Raw genomic sequence first — 20,753 nt, 5'->3', positions numbered from 1 at the left:
TTTTGTCCAATTCATTTCGTTATTTATAGCAATAAACGTACCTAAAACTCAATTTGGTTTAATATAGGCGATTAATTTCTTGAATTAATTCAAATTAGACTGGATTGACTTATTAGATTACTGCTGGCATTTGTTATCTTCACAAGATATCAAAACCATTATCCAGATGAAAAAAATTAGCTTTTGTTTGGCGTTTTACGCCACACTTTTTTCTTGTGTACCAAAAGAAACTCAACAGAAAACACCAGCAATCGACATGAAAAGTCGAGTCAGTGAATATGCGGAATATACCTTGACAGCAGATTTAAGCCATTTATCAGATAATCAACGTCAATTGATCCCCATTCTCATCGAAGTATCAAAAATTATGGATGGGATTTTTTGGAAAGAGGCCTATGGGGATAAAAATGCCTTGATGGAAAGTTTGCCTGATGATGCAACTCGACAGTTTGCAACGATCAATTATGGGCCTTGGGATAGACTTCGGGGAGATGAATCTTTTGTGGCAGGAGTGGGTGAAAAACCGGCAGGTGCGCAATATTATCCGGAAGATATGACAAAAGAGGAATTCGAGGCATTCGATGACCCGGCTAAAACAAGCCTTTATACGTTAATCAGACGGAATGAAGCCGGTGATTTATATACGATACCATTTAATGTTGCTTTTGCTGAGGAACTCGGTCAAGCTGCTCATCTACTAAGGCAGGCAGCCGAACTGGCAGAGGATGAAGATTTTAGTATTTACTTGAGTTTGCGAGCAGACGCCTTGCTGAATGATGAATATTTAGCCAGCGATTTGGAATGGATGAATATGAAATCTAATAAAATTGATTTTGTAGTGGGGCCCATAGAGAATTATGAAGACAAGCTATACAACTACAAAGCCGCTCATGAAGCCTATGTGCTCATTAAAGATATGGAATGGAGTGAGCGCTTGGCAAAATTCGTTTCTTTCTTACCAGAACTTCAGGAAAATCTTCCGGTAGCAGATGCATATAAACAAGAAAAACCAGGAACTGATTCCGATTTGAATGCTTACGATGTGGTGTATTACGCTGGGGATTGTAATGCAGGAGGCAAAACCATTGCCATCAATTTGCCCAATGATGAACGAGTACAGCTAGAAAAAGGAACGCGTAGGTTGCAACTGAAAAATGCAATGAGGGCAAAATATGATAAAATAATGCTGCCTATCAATAATTTGTTGATTGATGAGTCACAGCGTAAGCATGTCACTTTCGATGCTTTTTTTGCAAATACTATGTTTCATGAAGTAGCACATGGCTTGGGAATCAAAAACACCTTGGATGGAAGCGGAACCGTCCGACAAGCACTCAAGGAACATGGTTCTGCTTTGGAAGAAGGTAAGGCAGATATTCTTGGATTGTATATGGTGACCCAGCTTCAACAAAAGGGTGAAATTGAAGGAGAATTGATGGACTATTATACGACCTTTTTAGCGGGTATTTTTCGATCTGTGAGATTTGGAGCTAGCAGTGCGCATGGCAAAGCAAACATGATTCGATTCAATTATTTCAAAGAGCAAAATGCTTTTAGTTACAATGCTGAAAACGGAACTTACAAAGTCAACTTTGAAGAATTTCAAGCTGCCATGAATTCACTTTCGGGTGTAATCTTAACATTGCAGGGCGATGGAGATTATGAAGGAGTGGATGCTTTATTCAACGAAAAGGGTATAGTAGGTCCTGAATTGCAAAAAGATTTGGATCGAGTAAGTGCAGCAGGCATTCCGAGAGATATTGTGTTTAAACAAGGAGTTGAGGTGCTTGGTCTTACATCCGACAATAGCTAAGCCAACTTTAATTAGAAAAGATACATTATGATATTGCTTTGGATCCACTCACTCCGAGTGGATCTTTTTTGTATTTGATCTAAATTGAAAAGCATGAGACGAATTTTAAACGCTTTAATGTTGATGTTGGTAATGATTTCTTGTCAGCAAAACAGAAAAAAACCAACTGATATTTTGAACAAATATTTGACTACCGACCAATCTAAAATTAGCTATTCGATAGCTGGACAAGGGGAAATCACCTTGTTGTTTGTTCATGGTTGGAATATTAACAAGTCCTATTGGTCATTTCAGCAGGACAGGTTTGATGATGACTATCAAGTCATTGCCATGGATTTACCAGGTTTTGGAGAATCTGTTAATTTAAGCGGAGAATATTCCATAGCATCGTATGCTAATGACATCAAAGTACTCATTAATCAGCTTGATTTAAAGCAAGTGGTTCTGATCGGTCATTCTATGGGAGGACGGATAATTCTTGAAGCTGCACAGCAAAACGATAAAGTGATTGCCTTGATTGGTGTAGATAATTTTAAAGAGGTTGGACAAATATTGACTGAGGATTTGAGAGCCGAGGCCGATGGTTTTGTGGATTGGCTTAAATCTGATTTTGCTTCTAATTCCTCGATGTATGTTGATAATTACCTGATTCATCAAGATACGGATAGTTTGATCCGAAGTAGAATTGTCCATGATTATAAAATGGCAAATCCTGAATCTGCAATTGCAGCGATTGACTCCTATCTGAGTTATGACCATTCAGAAGTAGATCGGTTATCCAGTCTTCAAATACCAATATTTTTAATATCAAGCAGCATGTCTCCAGTTGATACGAATGGTTTGCAAAATACTGGATTGAAATTTAGTGTTTTCGAAATGGATAAGACAGGACATTTTCCGATGGTAGAGCAACCGGCCGTTTTTAATGAATTCTTGAACAAGGCATTAGAAGAAATAAACTCCGACAAAGAAAAATCTTAGTTGTATTGTTCTGTTTTTTCTTGATATAGTAACATTCTCATTTAAATGTTGCAGAGACTCTTTGGAATGACCTGAATAGTGGCGTACTTAATTTTAGTTAGCCTATCTTCCGAGTTGATAGCATTAAGAAGGATATGAAGAAAGCAGTTGTTAGGTTCAACCGAACACAAGAGACCGATTTTGTGACCGAGTTGAGAACGCGGGTAAACAAGCATTTTACAGATAATAAGATTTCAAAATTTGCCAATACTGACATGCAGCTGAAAACTGCTTTTATGTTAGGGCTTTACTTAGTGCCATTTGCCATTCTTGTATCGGGTCTTGTTCAGAGTTTTTGGAGCATGATGATACTTTGGAGTGTCATGGGACTAGGCATGTGCGGAATTGGGCTTTCGATCATGCATGATGCCAATCATGGGGCCTATTCAAACAAAAAATCTGTCAACAATGTTTTAGGGTATTTATTAAATGTCATTGGATCATACCATGTCACTTGGAAGATCCAGCACAATGTATTGCACCATTCGTCCACCAATGTGCATGAATATGATGAAGATTTAAATAATCAGATTTTACGTTTTTCGCCTAATCAAAAAAGGAGAAATATTAATAAGTATCAAGCATTTTATGCGCCCTTTTTGTACGGATTACTTTCATTGTACAAAACATTTAGCAAAGACTTCGAGCAAATTTCTAGGTTCAATAAAAAAAAGCTATTATCTGCACAAGGAGTGACGCTCAACGGAGCTATACTTCAAATTACTTTAAACAAACTCCTTTATCTGGGTGCTACATTTTTGTTGCCGATGTTGGTTTTAGATTTGCCCTGGTGGCAAATCCTAATAGGATTTCTTACGATGCATTTTATCTGTGGGATTATTCTTGCCTTAATTTTCCAGTCTGCCCATGTTTTGGATAGCACACAATTTTATCAAGCAGATGAAAGTGGAAGTATAGACAACTGCTGGGCCATTCATCAGTTGAATACTACAGCCAATTTTGCCAAAAAAGGAAAGCTATTTTCTTGGTTGATCGGAGGATTAAATTATCAGGTGGAGCATCATCTTTTTCCAAATATCTGTCATGTGCATTATCAGCACATCTCACACATCGTAAGCCGAACTGCGAAAGAGTTTAATGTTCATTACCATGAGTTTCCTACTTTTTTAGATGCTATTAAAAGCCATTTTAGAATGTTGCACATTCTTGGGAAGAAAGCTACGGCTTAACTGAATCCTGAAAAAATTTAGTAGCAACTAGCCCTACAAAAGCAAATCCTGCTAGCAACAGAAAAACCAATTGATGTCCAAGAGCACCTGGATTTCCATCCAATAAATAGCCCATCAATGGGCCCATAAAAATGTCTGGTGTGAAACCAATAACAGAAATTAATCCAATCGAAGTTCCGGAGATTTCTAATGGGATTTGGGCTTCTTGAACAAGTGAAAAATACAATCCTCTCACAGCGTAAACTCCCAAACAGGTGGATATGATTGCTAAAATGTAATAATAGGGAATATGTTGTGGAAGCCACCCAGATCCAATAGCCAAACCACTAAGAATCATGACACCAAACCCCCAAGAAATAACTTTTGAAGATTGTCTGATTCGATCAGCAAGAAAACCAGCTGCTATAGCGGCAATCATTCTCATCCAAAGCGCTAAAGCACCCACTTGCGCGGCTTCTACTTCTGAATAATTTAAGATATCCTTGGCCAACAAAGAAAAGTCATCAGTTACTTTGTAGCCTACATAAGCACAAACTATGATAATGGCCTGGCACCAAATTTTAGGTTCTTTCGCAATGTGAGCTACTTGATCAAGGGATATTTTAGGATGCTCTTCGGAAGTATCCTGCTGAGTGCTTCGAAAAAATATCCATATCAACAGTCCAATCGAAATCACCCAACCAGAGAAAAAGAAAATCACATATTGAAAGGCCATTTGTTGTTCGGCTATTGTACCTGTTCCAGTTTCTTCAGGCAAGTACCAGGAGAATATTCCCACAGCTATAGTACCAGCAAAGGCTGCTATAAATCCTCTACCACCTTCAAGAAACCCAAAAGCTCTTCCTTGAAACGAGGAGCCACCAAGTGATCTGGTGGCTTTTATTAGTGCGGCCCAAAAGAGTAGTATGGTAGTCAAACCCCAAAAACCGTACAGCCAAAGAAGAGCAGAAAAAGAAGGTGCATATGCCAAATAAATCCCTCCCAACCCTGTGGCTAGCAACGCGATAGTCATGAGTAACCTCGGAGAAAATCGATCGGCCAATGGCCCTCCAAAAAAGTAAGAAACCATGGCTATCACTCCATAAGCCGAAAAAAGAGAACCTAATTCCAGATTAGTAATCTCAAAAACAGCTAAAAAAGTAGGTCGAAAAACTCTGGCTAAGACAAATGGAAGAAAAAATATGGATTCGCCTGCGAGAATGAGTAGAAGCAGTTTGAAGGTATTTGGATGTGAGGAGTTAGTAGGCAAATCTTTGATTTATTGACTTAAAAATTATGGATTACAGTACTTTGATGTAGACAGTTCTATGACAAACAAAACATAATATTAAAGTAATCAACTGATAGCATGGCAATCATATTTTAGCTTTTTCTTATTAATACTATTTGCTAACAGGTTATGGATTTATTCAGAGGGCTCTCAGGGAAATTCCTCATTCCCTATGCGTTGACATTAATTTTTGGAGTTTGGACCTATGTTACTTTTCAAAACATCCGAAACTTACATGAGGTAAAAGAGTCATTGCAAAACATTCAAGTTCGAGTATTGGAAATGAGAAAACACGAAAAGGATTTTCTTGTTAGAGACTACAAAAATGTTGATTTCATTACAAAAGGTCAAAGTAGCTACCTTTCTGGACTCAATGGTTTGGTAGCTCAATTACTTGAACAAACAGATAGTTTGAGGCTTAACCATAGAATTGAACCTGTAAAAATTGACAGCATGCAAATGCTATTAAAAAATTACGCATATGCAATTAGCTCTTTAGCAGAAATGATCAAAGAAAAAGGTTTTAAGGATCATGGACTAGAAGGACGGTTGAGGCAGGCTATTCATGAGGTGGAGGATTCTGACTTCGCATACGACAAATATTATATGCTCATGCTCCGTCGACACGAAAAGGACTTTTTCCTAAGAAAAGACTTGAAGTACCAGGATAAATTTAAACAAGGAATTGTAGATTTTAAAACCCATTTAGCACAGATTGGAGGCAGTGAATCTATGAAACAGGAGATAATTGAGAAATTGGATCGGTATGAAGCTGGTTTCAAAAGAGTAGTAGCAATCCAGCAAAAAATAGGACTAAGTGAAAAGGACGGATTACACGGAAAATTGAGAGAAGCCATTCATCAATTTACTCCCTATGTGGATGATATTGTGGCATCCAACAACAAACATATAGCCGCTGAGATCAATAAAAGCTCTTGGGCTCTTGTTATCCTATTTACCTTAATATTAATAACTGGTGTAATTATTTTGACCTATCATATTAATAAGATCACTCGAAATATAAATAGGATTAAAGCAAATGCACTGACTTTGGCCAATGGAGGGTTCCCTAAAGAGGAAAAAGTAAATGCTCGAGACGAACTTGGACAGGCCCATGAAGCATTAAATGTATTGACTAGTGGTTTAAAGGATAAGACGGCATTTGCAGAATCCATAGGAGAAGGGCGATTTAACGCTAAACTTGATTTACTTGGAAAGAATGATATTCTAGGGCAAAGCCTACTGTATATGAGTCAAAATCTATCCACAGTAGTTCATCAGATAAATGACGTGGTGGCTTCTGCAAGTGAACGAGGTGAGCTTGGTGGTAGAATAAATTTATCGAATAAAGAAGGGTTTTGGCGTAACCTAAGTGAATCGATTAATGAATTATTAGAAACTTTTTCAACGCCGATACACACAATGGACAGAATTGCCAAAGCCATGTCTAAAGGTGATCTAACCCTAAGGTATGATGAAGGGGCGAAGGGTGAAATCAAAATTTTATCAGAAAATTTAAATTCGGCGCTAGACGGAATAAACGACCTACTAGCAAAAATTTCATTCAATGCCGAAATTGTGAATGATTCAACTACTGAAATGAATCGAAGTAGCGATGAGATGAATCTGAATATGAATGAAATTGCTAGTGCAACTAGTCAAATGAGTCAAGGCGCACAGAATCAAGTAGTAAAAGTAGATGAATCTTCTGTTCTTGTAGATAGTATTTTGAGCTCTATTGATGATATGGGAACACGATCTGAGCGAATTCATCATTCGGCTCAGAATGGAGTGAACAATAGCAAACAAGGCGTTGACATGGTGAAAAATGTAGAGGAAAACATGTCGTCAATTATTCAGTTGACCGAAAAAACGTCAGGGACGGTCAAAACTCTAAAAGAACGATCCAAGGAAATCACAGGGGTGTTGGGCTTAATTAACGAAATCGCAACGCAAACTAATTTATTGGCGCTTAATGCAAGCATAGAAGCAGCTCAGGCTGGAGATGCTGGACGTGGGTTTGCTGTAGTTGCTGAGGAAATTCGAAAACTCGCTGATGGATCCAGATCTTCTGTTCGTGAAATCGAAAAATTGGTCAGAGATGTTCAAGACGGAACGAACGCTGCCTCTCAAGCGATTGAAGAAATGAATTTGACTGTTTCCGCTGGTGAAAGTACATCGTCAAAAGCACGGGAGGTATTTGTACATATGGCGGAGTCCTCACAAGAGACACTGAAACTTTCAGAAGAAATATTAAGTGCGACCAAACACCGCAAATTGGAGATCAAGGAGATCGCGAAGATTACAGAAAGTATTGTGGTAATTGCAGAACAGAGTGCTGCTGGCACCGAAGAAATGGCTGCTTCGGCTACTGACCTTCGCTCTGGCATGGAAGTGTTTCGATCCAAGTCTGGACAGCTTTCCACGGTGGCAAGCGTATTGCATGAAGAGGTAGGTAAGTTTGTACTTCGTTCCGCACAAAGTACTTCAATTGGCAACAATCGTGATTTTAAAGAAGAACTAAAGAATCAGCGAGAGGAGCTGATTTTGGATATGTGATGGTCAATCGAGACGTATTATTTATTAGTCTTTTTGGTTTCTCAATATCTTCTCTATGCGGTTCATGATAATTTGGGATAAATTCCATTCGTATCCGTTAAAATCAGTGGTATTGATAAATTGAACAACAATGGTGTCGATTTCTTCATGGTATTCGGCAAGACACTGATAGCCCGGAATCAGGCCACCATGTTCGTAAACATAGATAGAGGCATAGATTTCCTGTCCTCCCTCATTGAACACTGAGCCATCATTTAATGCCCGTAAGAATATTCCCACATCCTCAGCTGTCGCTAGCATCGCCCCGTAGTCGTTCGTTTTGATATCTTCTTCATACCCAACATAATAACCACTCATCACATCATCAATATTTACTTCACTCAATGAACCGAAAGTGTTGTTTAGCTCAAGGGGGATCAAAATACTCTCTTTGATATATTGTTGGTGGTTGTAACCTACCGTTTTTTTAATGAGCTCTGAAAGCAGCAAATAATTGGTGTTGCAGTATTCATAGTCTGTATCTGGTTCAAAATTGGCTGGCAAATCCAGCGCAAGTTCCAGTCTCTCTTTATTTGTGTCAGGTGGGTTTTCCCAATAATTAGGAAACTCAGTGAAACTGGGCATACCACTCCGATGCTGCACCATCATCCTCAAGGTAATTTGGTCTGCATATTCAATTCTCCCTACTAATTCTGGAAAATAATCAGCCAGCGTTTTGTCTAAGGACAGACGATCGCTGTTGACTAATTTGGTGATCGCCACCGCATGATACAACTTACTGATACTGCCAATTTTGAATAAAGCATGTGGGTCGGCAGGTATTTTGTTTTCCCTATTTTTCCATCCTGCGGCATAAAAATCAGGCGCTTTTCCTCCTTCATCCACATATACAATCATCCCATCAAATCCATAACCAATCGCTTCATCCAGTTGTTCTTGAACCGTATCAGGGAGCGGTATGATCCACGCCTTTACCAAAATCCAAGGTACAAAGAACAGGGAAGTAATGGTTCCAACGAGCAAGACAATTCTAAGAATGAGTTTTGTTTTTGTGGTTTTCATGGTTTGGATTCGTGACGCTCTTCGTTTTTAAATTAAGGAATTAAATGCGGAGTTAGTGTATCAATTTGTAAACAACCCTAATTCCAAAGGGATGCCTTCAGGTGATGACCATTATCTCTCGAAATTATTAATAAAAGTTCAAAATATAGCCGTCATTCACCTTTCATCTACTTTACAGTTCCCGAAAAAAAATAACAATGGATGCGTTGAACAGCTATTTGGGATTAAAACTGCTCAATATTTCCTTTCTTTCTTCCTCTTTTTTTAATCGTTCGTAGACGTAGGGTGGAGAAGCGCGTACTTTGCAGTTTTGGGCCATGCAGCGCTCGCAGGTGTCGTTGACGAGCTGGGTTTTGATGGCCGTGTCGCCTAAGAATTTGATCGTTTTTCTGACTTTGTCATCCAGCTTGATGCCCAGAGACAAGCTGTTGTTCATACCCTTGGTAGGCGTGAACGGTTTAGCAAGAGACAGGAGCAAAAACTCTTCGCCTGTATCTATGTATCGGGCGATTTGAGCACCACCTATGATCTCTCCTGGTTTGGTTTTATGGATTTCTTCTAGTTCATCGAGCATGGTGATGAATTTCCATCTCCTACAAAAATGCTCTTGTAGCGTAGTGCCTCTGGGCTGATTGGTTCGCGACAAATGCATCTCCTTACCCAAGTGATAATGATCAGTGCCAGGTCTGTGATTGAACTTAAAAAAGAACAATTCATTGAAACCGAAATACTCAGGCAGCAAATTAGTCATGCGCTGGAGCACCATTTCAGGTGTGGTGTTATAATGGCGCATGGTATCTATGAGAATATTCTGATTCCATTGTTCACTGGAGAAAAAGTCCTGAAGATCTTGAAGGAAGTTTTTGCGATTGATTAAAACAGCCGTGGCGAAATAGGAAGCTTTGAAGTCATTGAGTACCTGATCAAAATTGTCAATTTTCACCCAGGGAGTAGTCGTATTTCTTTGCTTGAATTTGAGGTAATTAAATCCGACTTCCTTGGCCAGATAAAAGGCACGCTGGCGTTGGCTTAATTCGCTATTGAGTACCAGTTTTTTTCTGCGTTTCTCCTGGATCATTACACTACGCAAGTCACTAAGTGATGAATGCTCAGTAAAGTCGTTGTTGATTAGCTTATAGTTGTACTTCTCACTTAGATAATCTTCGAATTCTGTTTCCGGGATATATTTACCCGCCAATAGCCTAACTTCTTCAGAAAACTGTTCGGCTGCTTCTTCTATCTCTGGAAAGAAGTTTTCATGGATTTCTTGATAGGAGCGTAATACAGAGAAATAGAAAGTTTCAACCCGTACGTCATAATTTCGACTGACTTCCAGTAGAGTGCCAATGAAGGCGTTGAGCTTGGAAGGTGCATTAGAGAGTAAGTCAAGCAATCTGGATAGCTCCAATCCAAATAAATCTAAAGGCAATTCGGATAAGATTCCAGAGTGTAGCAATCGAGAAACTGGAGCCAGTTTCTTATTCAAAATCTCAGATTTTAATTCTGTAGGTTTTACTTTGAGTGCATCGGCAAGCGCAATGAGTTTCTCTGATTTAGGATATTTTTTACCTTTTTCAATCTCATTCAAGTAGGAAATAGAAATTCCAGATAGATCTGAAAGTTGCTGAAGAGATAACTGATGATTTTGTCTCAGTTGTCTCAGCTTAATACCAAAAATGAGTTTGACGTATTCTTTGTTCAATGCCATAATGAGACTTCAAAATAAGCAGAAATTTTAGTCTGCTTCCACTTACCTTTAAAATTTCATCATAAAATTCAAATACATCAATGATCAGATGAGATCAGAATCTTTGTCTAATAATTTGATCAAGCTCACCAAATGCGAAAAAAGGACAGCTGGAACCACAAAACTTGGCAACCAGATAAAAGGAAAATAGAATACGGCAACATTGGGCTGATCCATTCCAAATACTTGAAATGGCGTGGGAGCCGCTAATATGGCATGACTTACAATGTTGATTAACAAGCCGAGGGTGATGAGATTCCAAAGAATGGCTCCAATTCTGCTTTTGCTTCTGAGCCCAACCATAAAAATAGCAACGAAAGGAGCTGTAATTCCCGAAAGGATATCATAATTAATCCCCTCAAAGGTGAGTAAATAGGGAAGAAGTTGACTCCCGGCCAGCCACCACAAAACGATCTCGATTGGTACACGAACAATATGTAAATAGGTGAGTGTAGTGATGGGAATTCGGAGTACAAAATTTCGTGACCGCTTGATCGAAAGAACTGCCAGAATTGTAATAATTGGTGGTGAAAGAACAAAAATCAGTCTCGGTGGCATCGCATCGAAAACCAAGAAAAAGTCATATAGAGCCAGCAGTGCTATGATAAATAGCCAAGTCATAAGAAAAGTTGAGACTACAACTGCGTGATTACTTGTTTTGTTCTTTTGGGCTAATTTAATACCATAATAAAGGAACCCAAAGGTGGTTGCGACAGTGGCTAAAAATACGCCACTGACATAGGAGGGAAGTTCACTCATAAGGTTTTTAATGATGTAGAACTAAGTTAATAATTATCTTGATATGTTTGTTAGTCCACAATTATTTTTTGAATTGGATAAATACCCTAAAGTTGATTGATAGTAGTAACTGGCAGACATTTAAAGAGGCACTGAAATTAGCCTTACAAGCAGAACCCTTAGGTATGCAAGCACAAGTTGGGATGGCGCCATTGCCAGATGTCTCCCAACGGTTTGACAAGGAAAGTGCAAAGAAAGCCCGACAAAGTGCGGTCATGGTTTTGCTTTATCATGAAGAGGGGAGAATCAAATTTCCTCTAATCGTTAGACCTCAATATCCTGGTGTTCATAGTGGTCAGATCGCACTTCCTGGTGGTAAATTTGAAGAGGAGGATCAGAACCTGATTCAAACTGCCCTTCGTGAAACGCATGAAGAAGTGGGCGTATCAATGCATCAGGTCGAAGTAGTTGGTCAACTTTCAGAACTCTATGTACCGCCCAGTAATTTCAATATTCTTCCAGTGATTGGTTTGCTATCTGAGGTTCCACAATTTATACTTGAGGAAAAGGAAGTGGAAGAACTGGTCATAGCGGATATCAATGTCTTAAATGACAAAACAAAAAGAAAACAAAAGCAAATGACTTTTTACAGTGGAATCAATGTAGATGTGCCTTATTTTGATATTGAAGATAGGGTCGTGTGGGGAGCCACAGCTATGATTCTCAACGAATTTGCTACCATTATTCACAACATAAACAGTAAAAAATGAACGAATCTACAGCTATGATCACCAACGATGCCGTGGTCTTTGGACTTTTGATGTTGCTACTAGGTATAGTATTCAAAACCAACGCCTCTTCTCATCCTTTCTGGAAGAAATTTTATGGCATTTTTCCCTCAGTGTTGGTGTGTTACTTTTTGCCATCAGTTTTCAACTCAATGGGAATAATAGACGGAAGTGGGTCTAAATTATACTTCGTGGCTTCACGCTATATGTTACCTGCCGCTTTGGTATTGCTGACTTTAAGCACTGATTTTAAAGAAATTAAAAAACTTGGCTCAAAAGCAATCATTATGTTTTTGACTGGTACTGTAGGTATCGTGATAGGAGGACCTATTGCGCTTTTGGTGATTGGGTGGATCGCGCCAGATGTGATTGGCGCCACTGCTGATGAAGTTTGGAGAGGCATGACGACTGTAGCCGGAAGCTGGATCGGTGGCAGTGCGAATCAGGCGGCAATGAAAGAAGTTTTTGAAGTGAGTGATGTTATTTTCTCAAAAATGGTGACTGTTGATATTTTAGTGGCTAACGTCTGGATGGCGGTGATCCTGATTGGCGCAGGTAAATCAAAAATGGTCGATAAGATGTTTAATGCTGATTCTTCGGCTATTGATGATGTAAAGACCAGAATTGAAGAATATAGTGCCAGTATTGCCAAAATGCCAGCACTGCCTGATCTGATGTTGATTTTAGCGATTGCCTGTGGTGCAACTGGAGCAGCTCATTTTCTAAGTGATATCATAGCTCCATATATCCAAGCCAACTATCCTGCGATGGAGGAGTACAGTCTGACCAGTGGCTTTTTCTGGCTTGTCGTCATCGCAACAGCTATAGGATTGAGTTTGTCTTTTACAAAATATAGAAACCTCGAAGGTGTAGGTTCCACCAGAGTTGGCAGTGCTTTCATTTACATTCTTATTGCTACCATTGGCATGCACATGGATGTGATGGCGATTTTTGAATCTCCTGGGTTATTTTTAGTGGGTATCATTTGGATGTTGGTTCATGTGGCCTTATTGTTGGGTGTAGCCAAGCTGATCAAAGCACCTTTCTTCTTTGTGGCTGTAGGAAGTCAAGCCAATGTAGGAGGAGCAGCCTCTGCACCCGTAGTGGCAGCAGCTTTTCATCCTTCTTTAGCACCGGTCGGAGTTCTATTAGCAGTTTTAGGTTATACGTTGGGCACTTATGCCGCATATATCTGTGGTCTTTTGATGCAAGCTGCTTCTGGGAGCTAGTTTTTAAGAAAACTTAAAAGAACTTTTCTTCATACATACGTGTATGTACATGTATTGAATGTTATTAAAATATGAGACTAAGGGTTTTAATATTGATATCAATCATAGGGTTTGCATGCAACGATAATCAGGAGGTCAACTGTGATGTTTCTGATTTGGAACTTTCCGTTTCTGGCAATGAAAATGCGGATTGTAATGATGGCGCTACCATTACGCTTGATGCAAGCGGGGGAGATGGCCCTTATCTTTATCGTTTTTTCGGTTCACCATATCAAGATTTGACAGATTTTGATGGTGTACCATTGGGTGGTCCTTTCTTGGCAGAAGTTAAAGATGCTAATGGTTGTGAAGCCGCATTGGAGGTGTTTGTGTCAGGAGATGAAAATACGGTTTCTTTTCAGACTGAAACTTCCGAGGCAGGCTGCGGTTCTTCGGCTGGTACGATTACAGTGACAGCGAGTGGAGGAGAGGGCGACTACCAATACCGCTTTGAGGATGGTAATTTCGCTGACATTAATTCATTTTCAGGATTAGAAGTGGGTACCTATCAAATCAGTGTGCGTGATGGAGCAGGGTGTATTAATATGAAAGGGATAAAAGTAACCTCAGGTATCAGCTATAAATCTAACATTGAGCCCATCATGAATTCTAATTGTACAACAAGTGAATGTCACAGAAGTGGCAATGGAATATCAGATTTTACCAATTTCAGTACAGTACAAGCCAGAGCCAGCTCAATCAAATCACAAGTACAAAGTAAGGTTATGCCAAAAGAGGGGTCGTTGTCAAATGCTGAGATTCAGGCGATTGTCTGCTGGATAGATGATGGGGCACCAAACAACTAAACCATGAAAATATCAGCTACTATATTATTGGTTGTCTTTTGCTGTTTTTCGACTTTCGCTCAAAAATATATAAGCCATCATAGCAATGTTCATTTCTACTCAAGTGCTCCTGTCGAAGATATAGAGGCTGTCAATTCTCAATCACAAAGTGCCATAGATCTGTCCAATGGGGGATTTGCGTTTGCTGTGCCCAACAATCAATTTGAGTTTAAGAAGTCACTCATGCAGGAGCATTTCAATGAAAACTATATGGAGTCTGAAAAATATCCTAAATCAACTTTTATCGGAAAGCTGAAAAATTGGATGCTTTTTTCAGGAGAAAAAGAAGTGGTAGCCTCAGGTGATTTGACCATTCATGGCGTGACCAAAAAAGTGGATATCCCAGCGAAATTGAATATTCAAAATGATCAATTGATAGTGGATGGCGTATTTCCAATTGCCTTGGCTGAGTACAAGATTAAAATTCCGAAAGCTTTGTTTTATAACATCGCAGATACCGTTCAAGTCACGGTACACTTCGAATACAAACCTTTAACCAAATAAACTCATGAGACGCTTAACTGTTATTTTACTTTTTTGTTCCTTATCGGGCTTTGCTCAGGATGATTTGATGTCATTGTTGAATGACGAAGAAGGAAGTCAGGAAGTCGAGGCAACATTCAAAAGTACGAGACTCATCAGTGGTCAGACCACTGAGATGCGCTCTGCTGGCATTTTGGACTTTGTGATTTCTCACCGCTTTGGTAGGGTCAATCAAGGCATTGAGCAGTTTTATGGATTGGATGATGCTTTTATTCGTCTGGGTTTAGATTATGGAATCACGGATCGATTGAATGTGGGTATTGGCCGCTCGTCTTTTCAAAAAATAGTGGATGGCTCGTTGAAATATAAGATTCTCATACAGCAGACGGGCGAAAAGTCGATGCCTGTCTCACTTGTTGCCTTTACCAGTTTGGCTATTAAAACAGGCGATGGCGCATTTAGTGACCCTACAGTTGATCATCCGTTTAGTGATCGATTGTATTCGACCTTTCAATTACTAGCTTCACGCAAAATGAACACGAACCTTTCATTGCAACTGATGCCCACATATATCCATCGTAATCTGGTGCCATCAGACGAGTACCCCAATGATGTGATAGCCTTAGGTGTAGGCGGACGATATAAAATTAGCAAACGAGTAGCTATCAATGCAGAGTGGTTTCCTCAAGTGACTGAAAAAGGTCCAGAGGTTACCAATGCTCTTTCCTTTGGTGTAGATATCGAAACTGGCGGTCACGTTTTCCAGCTTCATATCACCAATTCCAGATCTATGATTGAGCAAGGATTCATTTCCGAAACCACAGGAAACTGGAGTGATGGAGATATTCACCTCGGATTCAATATCTCAAGGGTCTTTGATTTAACTCCAAAAAAGTAAAAATTTGATAAACTTATAAGGTTTTCAAAACCTCATAGGTTTCATATTTTTTCCCAATCTTTGACCTTCTTTAAAACGGATATCAAATATGGAAAGACAAGCCTATCGGATCGACAAAGTCGGCTCAACATCAAACCTCAAACTAGTCACTGAATCATTAGAAGAACCACAAGCAAATGAAGTGCAGGTGGAGGTGCATGCGATAGGGTTGAATTTTGCTGATGTTTTTGCCATTCATGGCCTTTATAGTGCCACGCCAAAAGGCAGTTTTGTACCTGGGCTGGAGTTTTCAGGAGTAATCACAAAAGCTGGGGCAGAAGTATCGAATTACAAGGTGGGCGATCGAATTATGGGTGTGACCCGATTTGGTGGTTACGCCAGCCATCTCAATATCGATGATCGGCATATTGTGCCATTGGCTGATGATTGGTCGTTTGAAGAAGGCGCCGCTTATCTGGTGCAAGGGATGACTGCCTATTATGCGTTGGTATTTTTAGGCGGATTGCAAAAGAATCATGCCGTTCTCATTCACAGTGGAGCGGGAGGAGTTGGCATTATGTCCAATCGTATTGCCAAATGTTATGATGCATTTACCATTGGCACGATTGGTAGTGACAAAAAAATGAACGTACTGGAAGCAGAAGGCTTTGACGGCAAGATTGTCCGAAGCAAAAACTTTGCTAAGGATTTAGAAAAAACACTCAACGGGCGCGAATTAAATCTTATCATTGAGACTATAGGAGGTGAAATTTTTAAAGCAGGATACAACTTGCTAGCCCCACAAGGCAGAATGGTAGTAGTAGGTGCTTCACAGTTTGCCTCGCCGGGCTCCAAGCCGAATTACATCAAACTCCTCTGGAAATTTCTCACAAGACCTAAAATCGATCCACAGCAGATGATTCAAGAGAATCGATCCGTCATGGGTTTCAATTTGATTTGGCTCTATGAAAAAGTAGATGTCATGGATGATCTCTTGAAGGACATGGCTAAACTCGATTTGGGTAAACCCATGGTTGGACAGACTTTCGAATTTGATCAGCTGCATGATGCCATCAAATTATTTCAAAGTGGAAAATCAACAGGCAAAGTAGTAGTGAAAACAAAGGCATGACAATAGCTATAGATATAGGGAATACAGATGTTGTAGTGGGTTTCTATGATCAAGAATGGAAACATATCTTTAGAGTACCCAGTAATCTAGAAATGGAAGCGGCCGAATATGAAAAACGTCTGAGAGCATTCCTACTTGAAGAAGGTGTTCCTTTGCCTACCATTCGACAAGTGATATTGAGTAGTGTGGTGCCGGATCTTACGCCTGTTATTTTAGAAGTGTTCAATCAGTTTTATGAAGGAAACATCACTATAGTAGATGGGGTATTACTTACAAGACTGGAATTGGGGAATATCAATCCTTTTGAACTAGGGTCAGACTTGGCAGCGAATGCTGTAGGCGCTTTTGAGCGTTTTCAGCAAGGTGTTATTATTGTTGACTTTGGAACAGCACTTACTTTTACTAGTGTGAATGATCAAGGGCAAATACTTGGAGTGGCGATTGCTCCTGGTGTTCGTACCGCCATGAAATCACTGTCATCAAACACCGCTCGATTGCCAGAAATTCCTCTAGAGATACCATCAAAAGTTTTAGGAAATAATACAGTGGAAGCTTTGCAAGGAGGTATTATGCAAGGATATGTGGGGCTGGTTCGTCATATGGTTCAGCAGGTTAAAATAGAAATGGGAGGAAGTCCAAAAGTGATCGCTACAGGAGGATTGTCCTTTGTTTTTAAGCCACTACATGATCTATTTGATGCGATGGACGTGAACCTTACCCTGGATGGTCTCAGGATGATTCTGAAACGACTAGCGTAATTCGAGTGTTTGTTTTCGCGTTTCTTCTCGTTTAATTTTCCCTGAATCGGTTCGCTCAAATGATTTCACAGCTAGCGCCTGTTTAGGAATGTGCTTTTTTGAAAACTTAATGCTAATGACTTGTTGAATTTCATGCAGCTTATTTTCCTGCAATGGTTGGCCTTCTGTAATAATTATACACTCACTACCTAGTTTGTCATTAGCTTTCCAGCTAATGATGAAATCGGAATCGATGAATCCTTCAATAATTTTTTCCAATTGCTCAGGGTGAATTTTGATTCCGCCAGAGTTAATGACGTGATCTCTACGGCCCAACCAACGAAACTTGTTAGAATCAGTCAATTCAACAATATCATTGGTTTGGAGCCACTCGTTATTGGTCACCGCTCCTTGAATCATTAGACAATCTGCGTCATCTTGTTTCAAGAAGATTCCTGGTAAAGCCTGATATTCAGCTTCAATAAATTTTCCTTTGATTGGCATCAATGCAATATGGCTGACTGTTTCTGTCATACCATAAGTGGCATAGATGTTTGTGTCTATGTTCGACAATTGCTCAAATGCCGAAGAAGTTAAGGGCGCTCCTCCAATCAGAATGTTTTCAATACTTTTCAGTTGATGTATGGTCCCATCTTCAATCATTTTGTAAATCTGTACTGGAACAAAAGAGGCAAAATCAATAGGTTCTTTGAGTGTCTTCAATGGATTGGAACTTGGTTTTTGAACTATCAAATCCATGTCATTGGCCAAACACCTAGCAGCCATCATCAGGGAGGCGACGAAGTTTGGCTCCAAACATATTAAAGCAGTATCTGATTTTTTTAGTTGTAAAAATTCAATTGTTGCACTCGCGCTTGCAACTATTTGACTACGGCTGACATCAATAGATTTAGGAACGCCCGTAGATCCCGACGTTTGGAATTGAAAGGTGTCATGATTATGCTGCCACTGAGTGATAAAATCAATGAGCTTGGTTGCTTTTGGGTATTTAGTTAGCCATTCATCTAGTCTATCCAAATGGTAATCAGACCGCTCAAAAACTATTTTCATCTGTAGGCAGTATAAGTAGTAATTTTAATTCCGTCAAATATCAAAAAAAAACCATTACCAATCTTGATAATTTTATATCCGTAAAGAATGTATTATGTTTGAAATTGCAACATAAACTCTATACTTATTGGGTTTGGGAAATTAAAGAATGTTAGATAACCAGGTCAATCTACTCGTTAAGAGAATAATAAATAAGGAAAAGGAGGCTTTCGAAATCGTTTTTAATGAATACTACAAAGCACTTTGTAATTATGCTTTTAGATTTTTGGACGAATACGAAGAGGCTGAAGAAATTGTACAGGATGTTTTTGTGAAATTTTGGGAGAAATGCGACACGATTGCCGAAGATTCTTCGCTCAAATCTTATTTATACCGATCGGTTCATAATACTTGCCTTAATCACATTAAACACCTTAAGGTGCGAGATTCCTATCGTCAGCACGTGATAGATCAAATGGAGCATTATGAAGATGTGAAATATGAGGCGGATGAGGAAAAAAATATTCAAGCTGAGATATACAAAGCCATAGATGAATTGCCGCCACAGTGCCAAAAAATATTTAAACTGAGTAGATTTGAGGGATTAAAATATCAGGAAATCGCAGACCATATGGGATTATCCATTAAGACTATTGAAGTTCAGATGGGAAAAGCCTTGCGAGTATTGCGCGAAAGCCTGAAAGAATTCAAACGATAGGTACCTCAAAATAAAATGATCAGACGCCTGACAAACTTGTTATGTTATGCACTGCCAATAGTGATAAGTCTGATATTACTATCTAATACATGTTTTGGTCAGAAAAAAGGAGTATTAAACAAAAAACTTCAGATCAATTTAAGAGAAGTAACCATAGATAGTGCATTGAACTACGTCAGTTACAAAACGAACGTCTTCTTTTCTTACAGTTCTGACATCATAGATGAGCGTCAACGATTTACCATTGCTTACGATGATACTAATCTGGAGCAAGTCTTACATCAATTATTGATTGGAACAGGAGTTGAATATACCATTATCAATGGACAGATCATTCTTTTCAAAAGCGCCCAAACTACGACCACTCAGTATTTCTTTGAAAAGGTCAACATAAGAGGTAACGTAAGAGACTCACAAACAAATGAGCCGATTCCAGGTATCAATGTATATGTTGCAGGTACACTCAAAGGTAGCTCGACTGATATCAATGGAAATTTTGAAATAAAGGGACTAGTGCCAGGCCGGTACGAGATTGTTTTTTCTCACATTGTTTATAATTTGGCTCATACTTTGGTGACATTAGAAGGAGATCAACAATTTGTACATATTCCAATTAAACTTGAGTCTAAGACCACTCAGCTTGAAGACGTAGAAATTGTAGCCAATAGTGATGCTCAGAAAAACTGGCAACGAGGCTATAAAATTTTTGAGGAGAAATTTTTTGGAAATAGTCAGAATGCTAGCAAGTGTAGTATTTTGAATTCTGAAGTTTTAGAAATTGATTATGATCGTGAATCTGGCGAATTGAAAGCAACAGCAGATCAGCCATTAATAATTGAAAATTTGGCCCTTGGATATCGTATTAATTACATTCTTGAGTTATTTGAACATACCTCCAAAGTCACACGACTTTTAGGTGTTTCTAATTTTGAAGAGCTTCCAGTAAATAGCAATTCAGAAAGAAAACGGGTAATTAAAAATAGACAAAAGAGTTATAAAGGATCCATGACGCACTTTTTAAGATCATTAACCAATGATAAATTGAAAAAGGAGGGGTTTGTAATTGATGAAGTTGATGAGCTTCCAAGTACGATTAATAATTCATATTTTGAATTGCCTGCCCAGTTGCATGCGAATAGAGATAAATTTGCTTTTGACAATACTTTGAAATTTACCAAATATCTCATGGTGATTTACACTAAAGAATATGAAAGTCCTGCATATGTATTTGAACAATCCAGAGATGCTGTTGCAGAATCTGGAGGATTTAATTTTTCAAGCAGTTCTCAAAGTAGAAACATTGGTCAATTATCATTCATAAAATTGAACTTACCTGTAGTAACCATTAATTCAAAAGGTTTTTTTAATGAACCATTAGCAGTCACTACTTATGGTTATTGGTCATGGGAAAGGGTGGCAGAGTACATGCCTTTTGAATATGAGCCGTGATGATTAA

18 protein-coding genes are annotated in these 20,753 nt (G+C 39.0%); 13 read left to right on the top strand and 5 right to left on the bottom strand.

Annotated elements, in window-relative coordinates; translation table 11 throughout:
• Positions 1 to 166 precede the first annotated feature (166 nt).
• The 3 genes from ABJH98_RS11145 to ABJH98_RS11135 all read left to right on the top strand — a co-directional run bounded on the left by ABJH98_RS11145 (position 167) and on the right by ABJH98_RS11135 (position 4,023).
• The gene (locus tag ABJH98_RS11145) at positions 167 to 1,813 is read left to right on the top strand and encodes a Zn-dependent hydrolase (RefSeq protein ID WP_348307751.1); all 1,647 of its coding nucleotides are present in this window, start codon (positions 167 to 169) and stop codon (positions 1,811 to 1,813) included.
• A gap of 93 nt (positions 1,814 to 1,906) precedes the next feature.
• Positions 1,907 to 2,794 carry an alpha/beta hydrolase gene (locus ABJH98_RS11140; protein ID WP_348307750.1) on the top strand — a complete coding sequence of 296 codons (888 nt, stop codon included), beginning with the start codon at positions 1,907 to 1,909 and terminating at the stop codon, positions 2,792 to 2,794.
• Between the two features lie 134 nt (positions 2,795 to 2,928).
• The gene (locus ABJH98_RS11135; RefSeq protein WP_348307749.1) at positions 2,929 to 4,023 is read left to right on the top strand and encodes an acyl-CoA desaturase; all 1,095 of its coding nucleotides are present in this window, start codon (positions 2,929 to 2,931) and stop codon (positions 4,021 to 4,023) included.
• Here the strand turns inward: ABJH98_RS11135 and ABJH98_RS11130 are convergent.
• Positions 4,013 to 5,272, bottom strand: a complete 1,260-nt coding sequence (locus ABJH98_RS11130) for an MFS transporter (protein ID WP_348307748.1) — start codon at positions 5,270 to 5,272, stop codon at positions 4,013 to 4,015. The two genes, ABJH98_RS11135 and ABJH98_RS11130, sit on opposite strands and share 11 nt — an antisense overlap.
• Positions 5,273 to 5,422: 150 nt before the next feature.
• Between ABJH98_RS11130 and ABJH98_RS11125 the strand changes: the two genes are divergently transcribed.
• Positions 5,423 to 7,852, top strand: coding sequence for a methyl-accepting chemotaxis protein (locus ABJH98_RS11125; RefSeq protein ID WP_348307747.1), 2,430 nt, complete (start codon positions 5,423 to 5,425; stop codon positions 7,850 to 7,852).
• 24 nt (positions 7,853 to 7,876) lie between these two features.
• Here the strand turns inward: ABJH98_RS11125 and ABJH98_RS11120 are convergent, their stop codons facing one another.
• The 3 genes from ABJH98_RS11120 to ABJH98_RS11110 form a co-directional block, all read right to left on the bottom strand.
• Positions 7,877 to 8,914: a serine hydrolase domain-containing protein gene (locus tag ABJH98_RS11120; RefSeq protein ID WP_348307746.1), complete on the bottom strand. Its 1,038-nt coding sequence runs from the start codon at positions 8,912 to 8,914 to the stop codon at positions 7,877 to 7,879.
• Positions 8,915 to 9,128: 214 nt separating this feature from the next.
• Positions 9,129 to 10,622, bottom strand: coding sequence for an XRE family transcriptional regulator (locus tag ABJH98_RS11115; RefSeq protein ID WP_348307745.1), 1,494 nt, complete (start codon positions 10,620 to 10,622; stop codon positions 9,129 to 9,131).
• Between the two features lie 84 nt (positions 10,623 to 10,706).
• The gene (locus ABJH98_RS11110) at positions 10,707 to 11,420 is read right to left on the bottom strand and encodes a hypothetical protein (RefSeq protein ID WP_348307744.1); all 714 of its coding nucleotides are present in this window, start codon (positions 11,418 to 11,420) and stop codon (positions 10,707 to 10,709) included.
• A gap of 92 nt (positions 11,421 to 11,512) precedes the next feature.
• Between ABJH98_RS11110 and ABJH98_RS11105 the strand changes: the two genes are divergently transcribed.
• The 7 genes from ABJH98_RS11105 to ABJH98_RS11075 all read left to right on the top strand — a co-directional run bounded on the left by ABJH98_RS11105 (position 11,513) and on the right by ABJH98_RS11075 (position 17,550).
• Positions 11,513 to 12,169 carry a CoA pyrophosphatase gene (locus tag ABJH98_RS11105; protein WP_348307743.1) on the top strand — a complete coding sequence of 219 codons (657 nt, stop codon included), beginning with the start codon at positions 11,513 to 11,515 and terminating at the stop codon, positions 12,167 to 12,169.
• Positions 12,166 to 13,416, top strand: a complete 1,251-nt coding sequence (locus tag ABJH98_RS11100) for a DUF819 family protein (RefSeq protein ID WP_348307742.1) — start codon at positions 12,166 to 12,168, stop codon at positions 13,414 to 13,416. The genes ABJH98_RS11105 and ABJH98_RS11100 overlap by 4 nt, the downstream gene beginning before the upstream one ends.
• A 71-nt stretch (positions 13,417 to 13,487) precedes the next feature.
• Positions 13,488 to 14,261, top strand: coding sequence for a hypothetical protein (locus ABJH98_RS11095; RefSeq protein WP_348307741.1), 774 nt, complete (start codon positions 13,488 to 13,490; stop codon positions 14,259 to 14,261).
• A 3-nt stretch (positions 14,262 to 14,264) separates the two neighbouring features.
• A complete protein-coding gene (locus ABJH98_RS11090; protein ID WP_348307740.1) occupies positions 14,265 to 14,804 on the top strand; it encodes a YceI family protein in 540 nt (179 codons plus the stop codon).
• Between the two features lie 4 nt (positions 14,805 to 14,808).
• On the top strand, positions 14,809 to 15,681 hold the full coding sequence (locus ABJH98_RS11085; RefSeq protein ID WP_348307739.1) for a DUF5777 family beta-barrel protein: 873 nt from the start codon (positions 14,809 to 14,811) through the stop codon (positions 15,679 to 15,681).
• A gap of 88 nt (positions 15,682 to 15,769) precedes the next feature.
• Entirely contained in the window at positions 15,770 to 16,792 is a 1,023-nt protein-coding gene (locus ABJH98_RS11080; RefSeq protein WP_348307738.1) for a zinc-binding dehydrogenase, read from the top strand.
• Positions 16,789 to 17,550: a type III pantothenate kinase gene (locus tag ABJH98_RS11075; RefSeq protein ID WP_348307737.1), complete on the top strand. Its 762-nt coding sequence runs from the start codon at positions 16,789 to 16,791 to the stop codon at positions 17,548 to 17,550. The genes ABJH98_RS11080 and ABJH98_RS11075 overlap by 4 nt, the downstream gene beginning before the upstream one ends.
• Here the strand turns inward: ABJH98_RS11075 and ABJH98_RS11070 are convergent.
• On the bottom strand, positions 17,542 to 18,600 hold the full coding sequence (locus tag ABJH98_RS11070; protein ID WP_348307736.1) for an AMP-binding protein: 1,059 nt from the start codon (positions 18,598 to 18,600) through the stop codon (positions 17,542 to 17,544). The two genes, ABJH98_RS11075 and ABJH98_RS11070, sit on opposite strands and share 9 nt — an antisense overlap.
• Before the next feature lie 148 nt (positions 18,601 to 18,748).
• Between ABJH98_RS11070 and ABJH98_RS11065 the strand changes: the two genes are divergently transcribed.
• Together ABJH98_RS11065 and ABJH98_RS11060 are read left to right on the top strand one after the other, a co-directional pair.
• Positions 18,749 to 19,297, top strand: coding sequence for an RNA polymerase sigma-70 factor (locus ABJH98_RS11065; RefSeq protein WP_348307735.1), 549 nt, complete (start codon positions 18,749 to 18,751; stop codon positions 19,295 to 19,297).
• Positions 19,298 to 19,312: 15 nt separating this feature from the next.
• On the top strand, positions 19,313 to 20,746 hold the full coding sequence (locus ABJH98_RS11060; RefSeq protein WP_348307734.1) for a carboxypeptidase-like regulatory domain-containing protein: 1,434 nt from the start codon (positions 19,313 to 19,315) through the stop codon (positions 20,744 to 20,746).
• Positions 20,747 to 20,753: the final 7 nt, after the last annotated feature.

This window comes from Reichenbachiella sp., assembly GCF_039969095.1.
GTDB lineage: Bacteria > Bacteroidota > Bacteroidia > Cytophagales > Cyclobacteriaceae > Reichenbachiella.
Note: the sequence above shows the minus strand (reverse complement) of the source record. Positions and strands in the feature narration are given on the sequence as shown.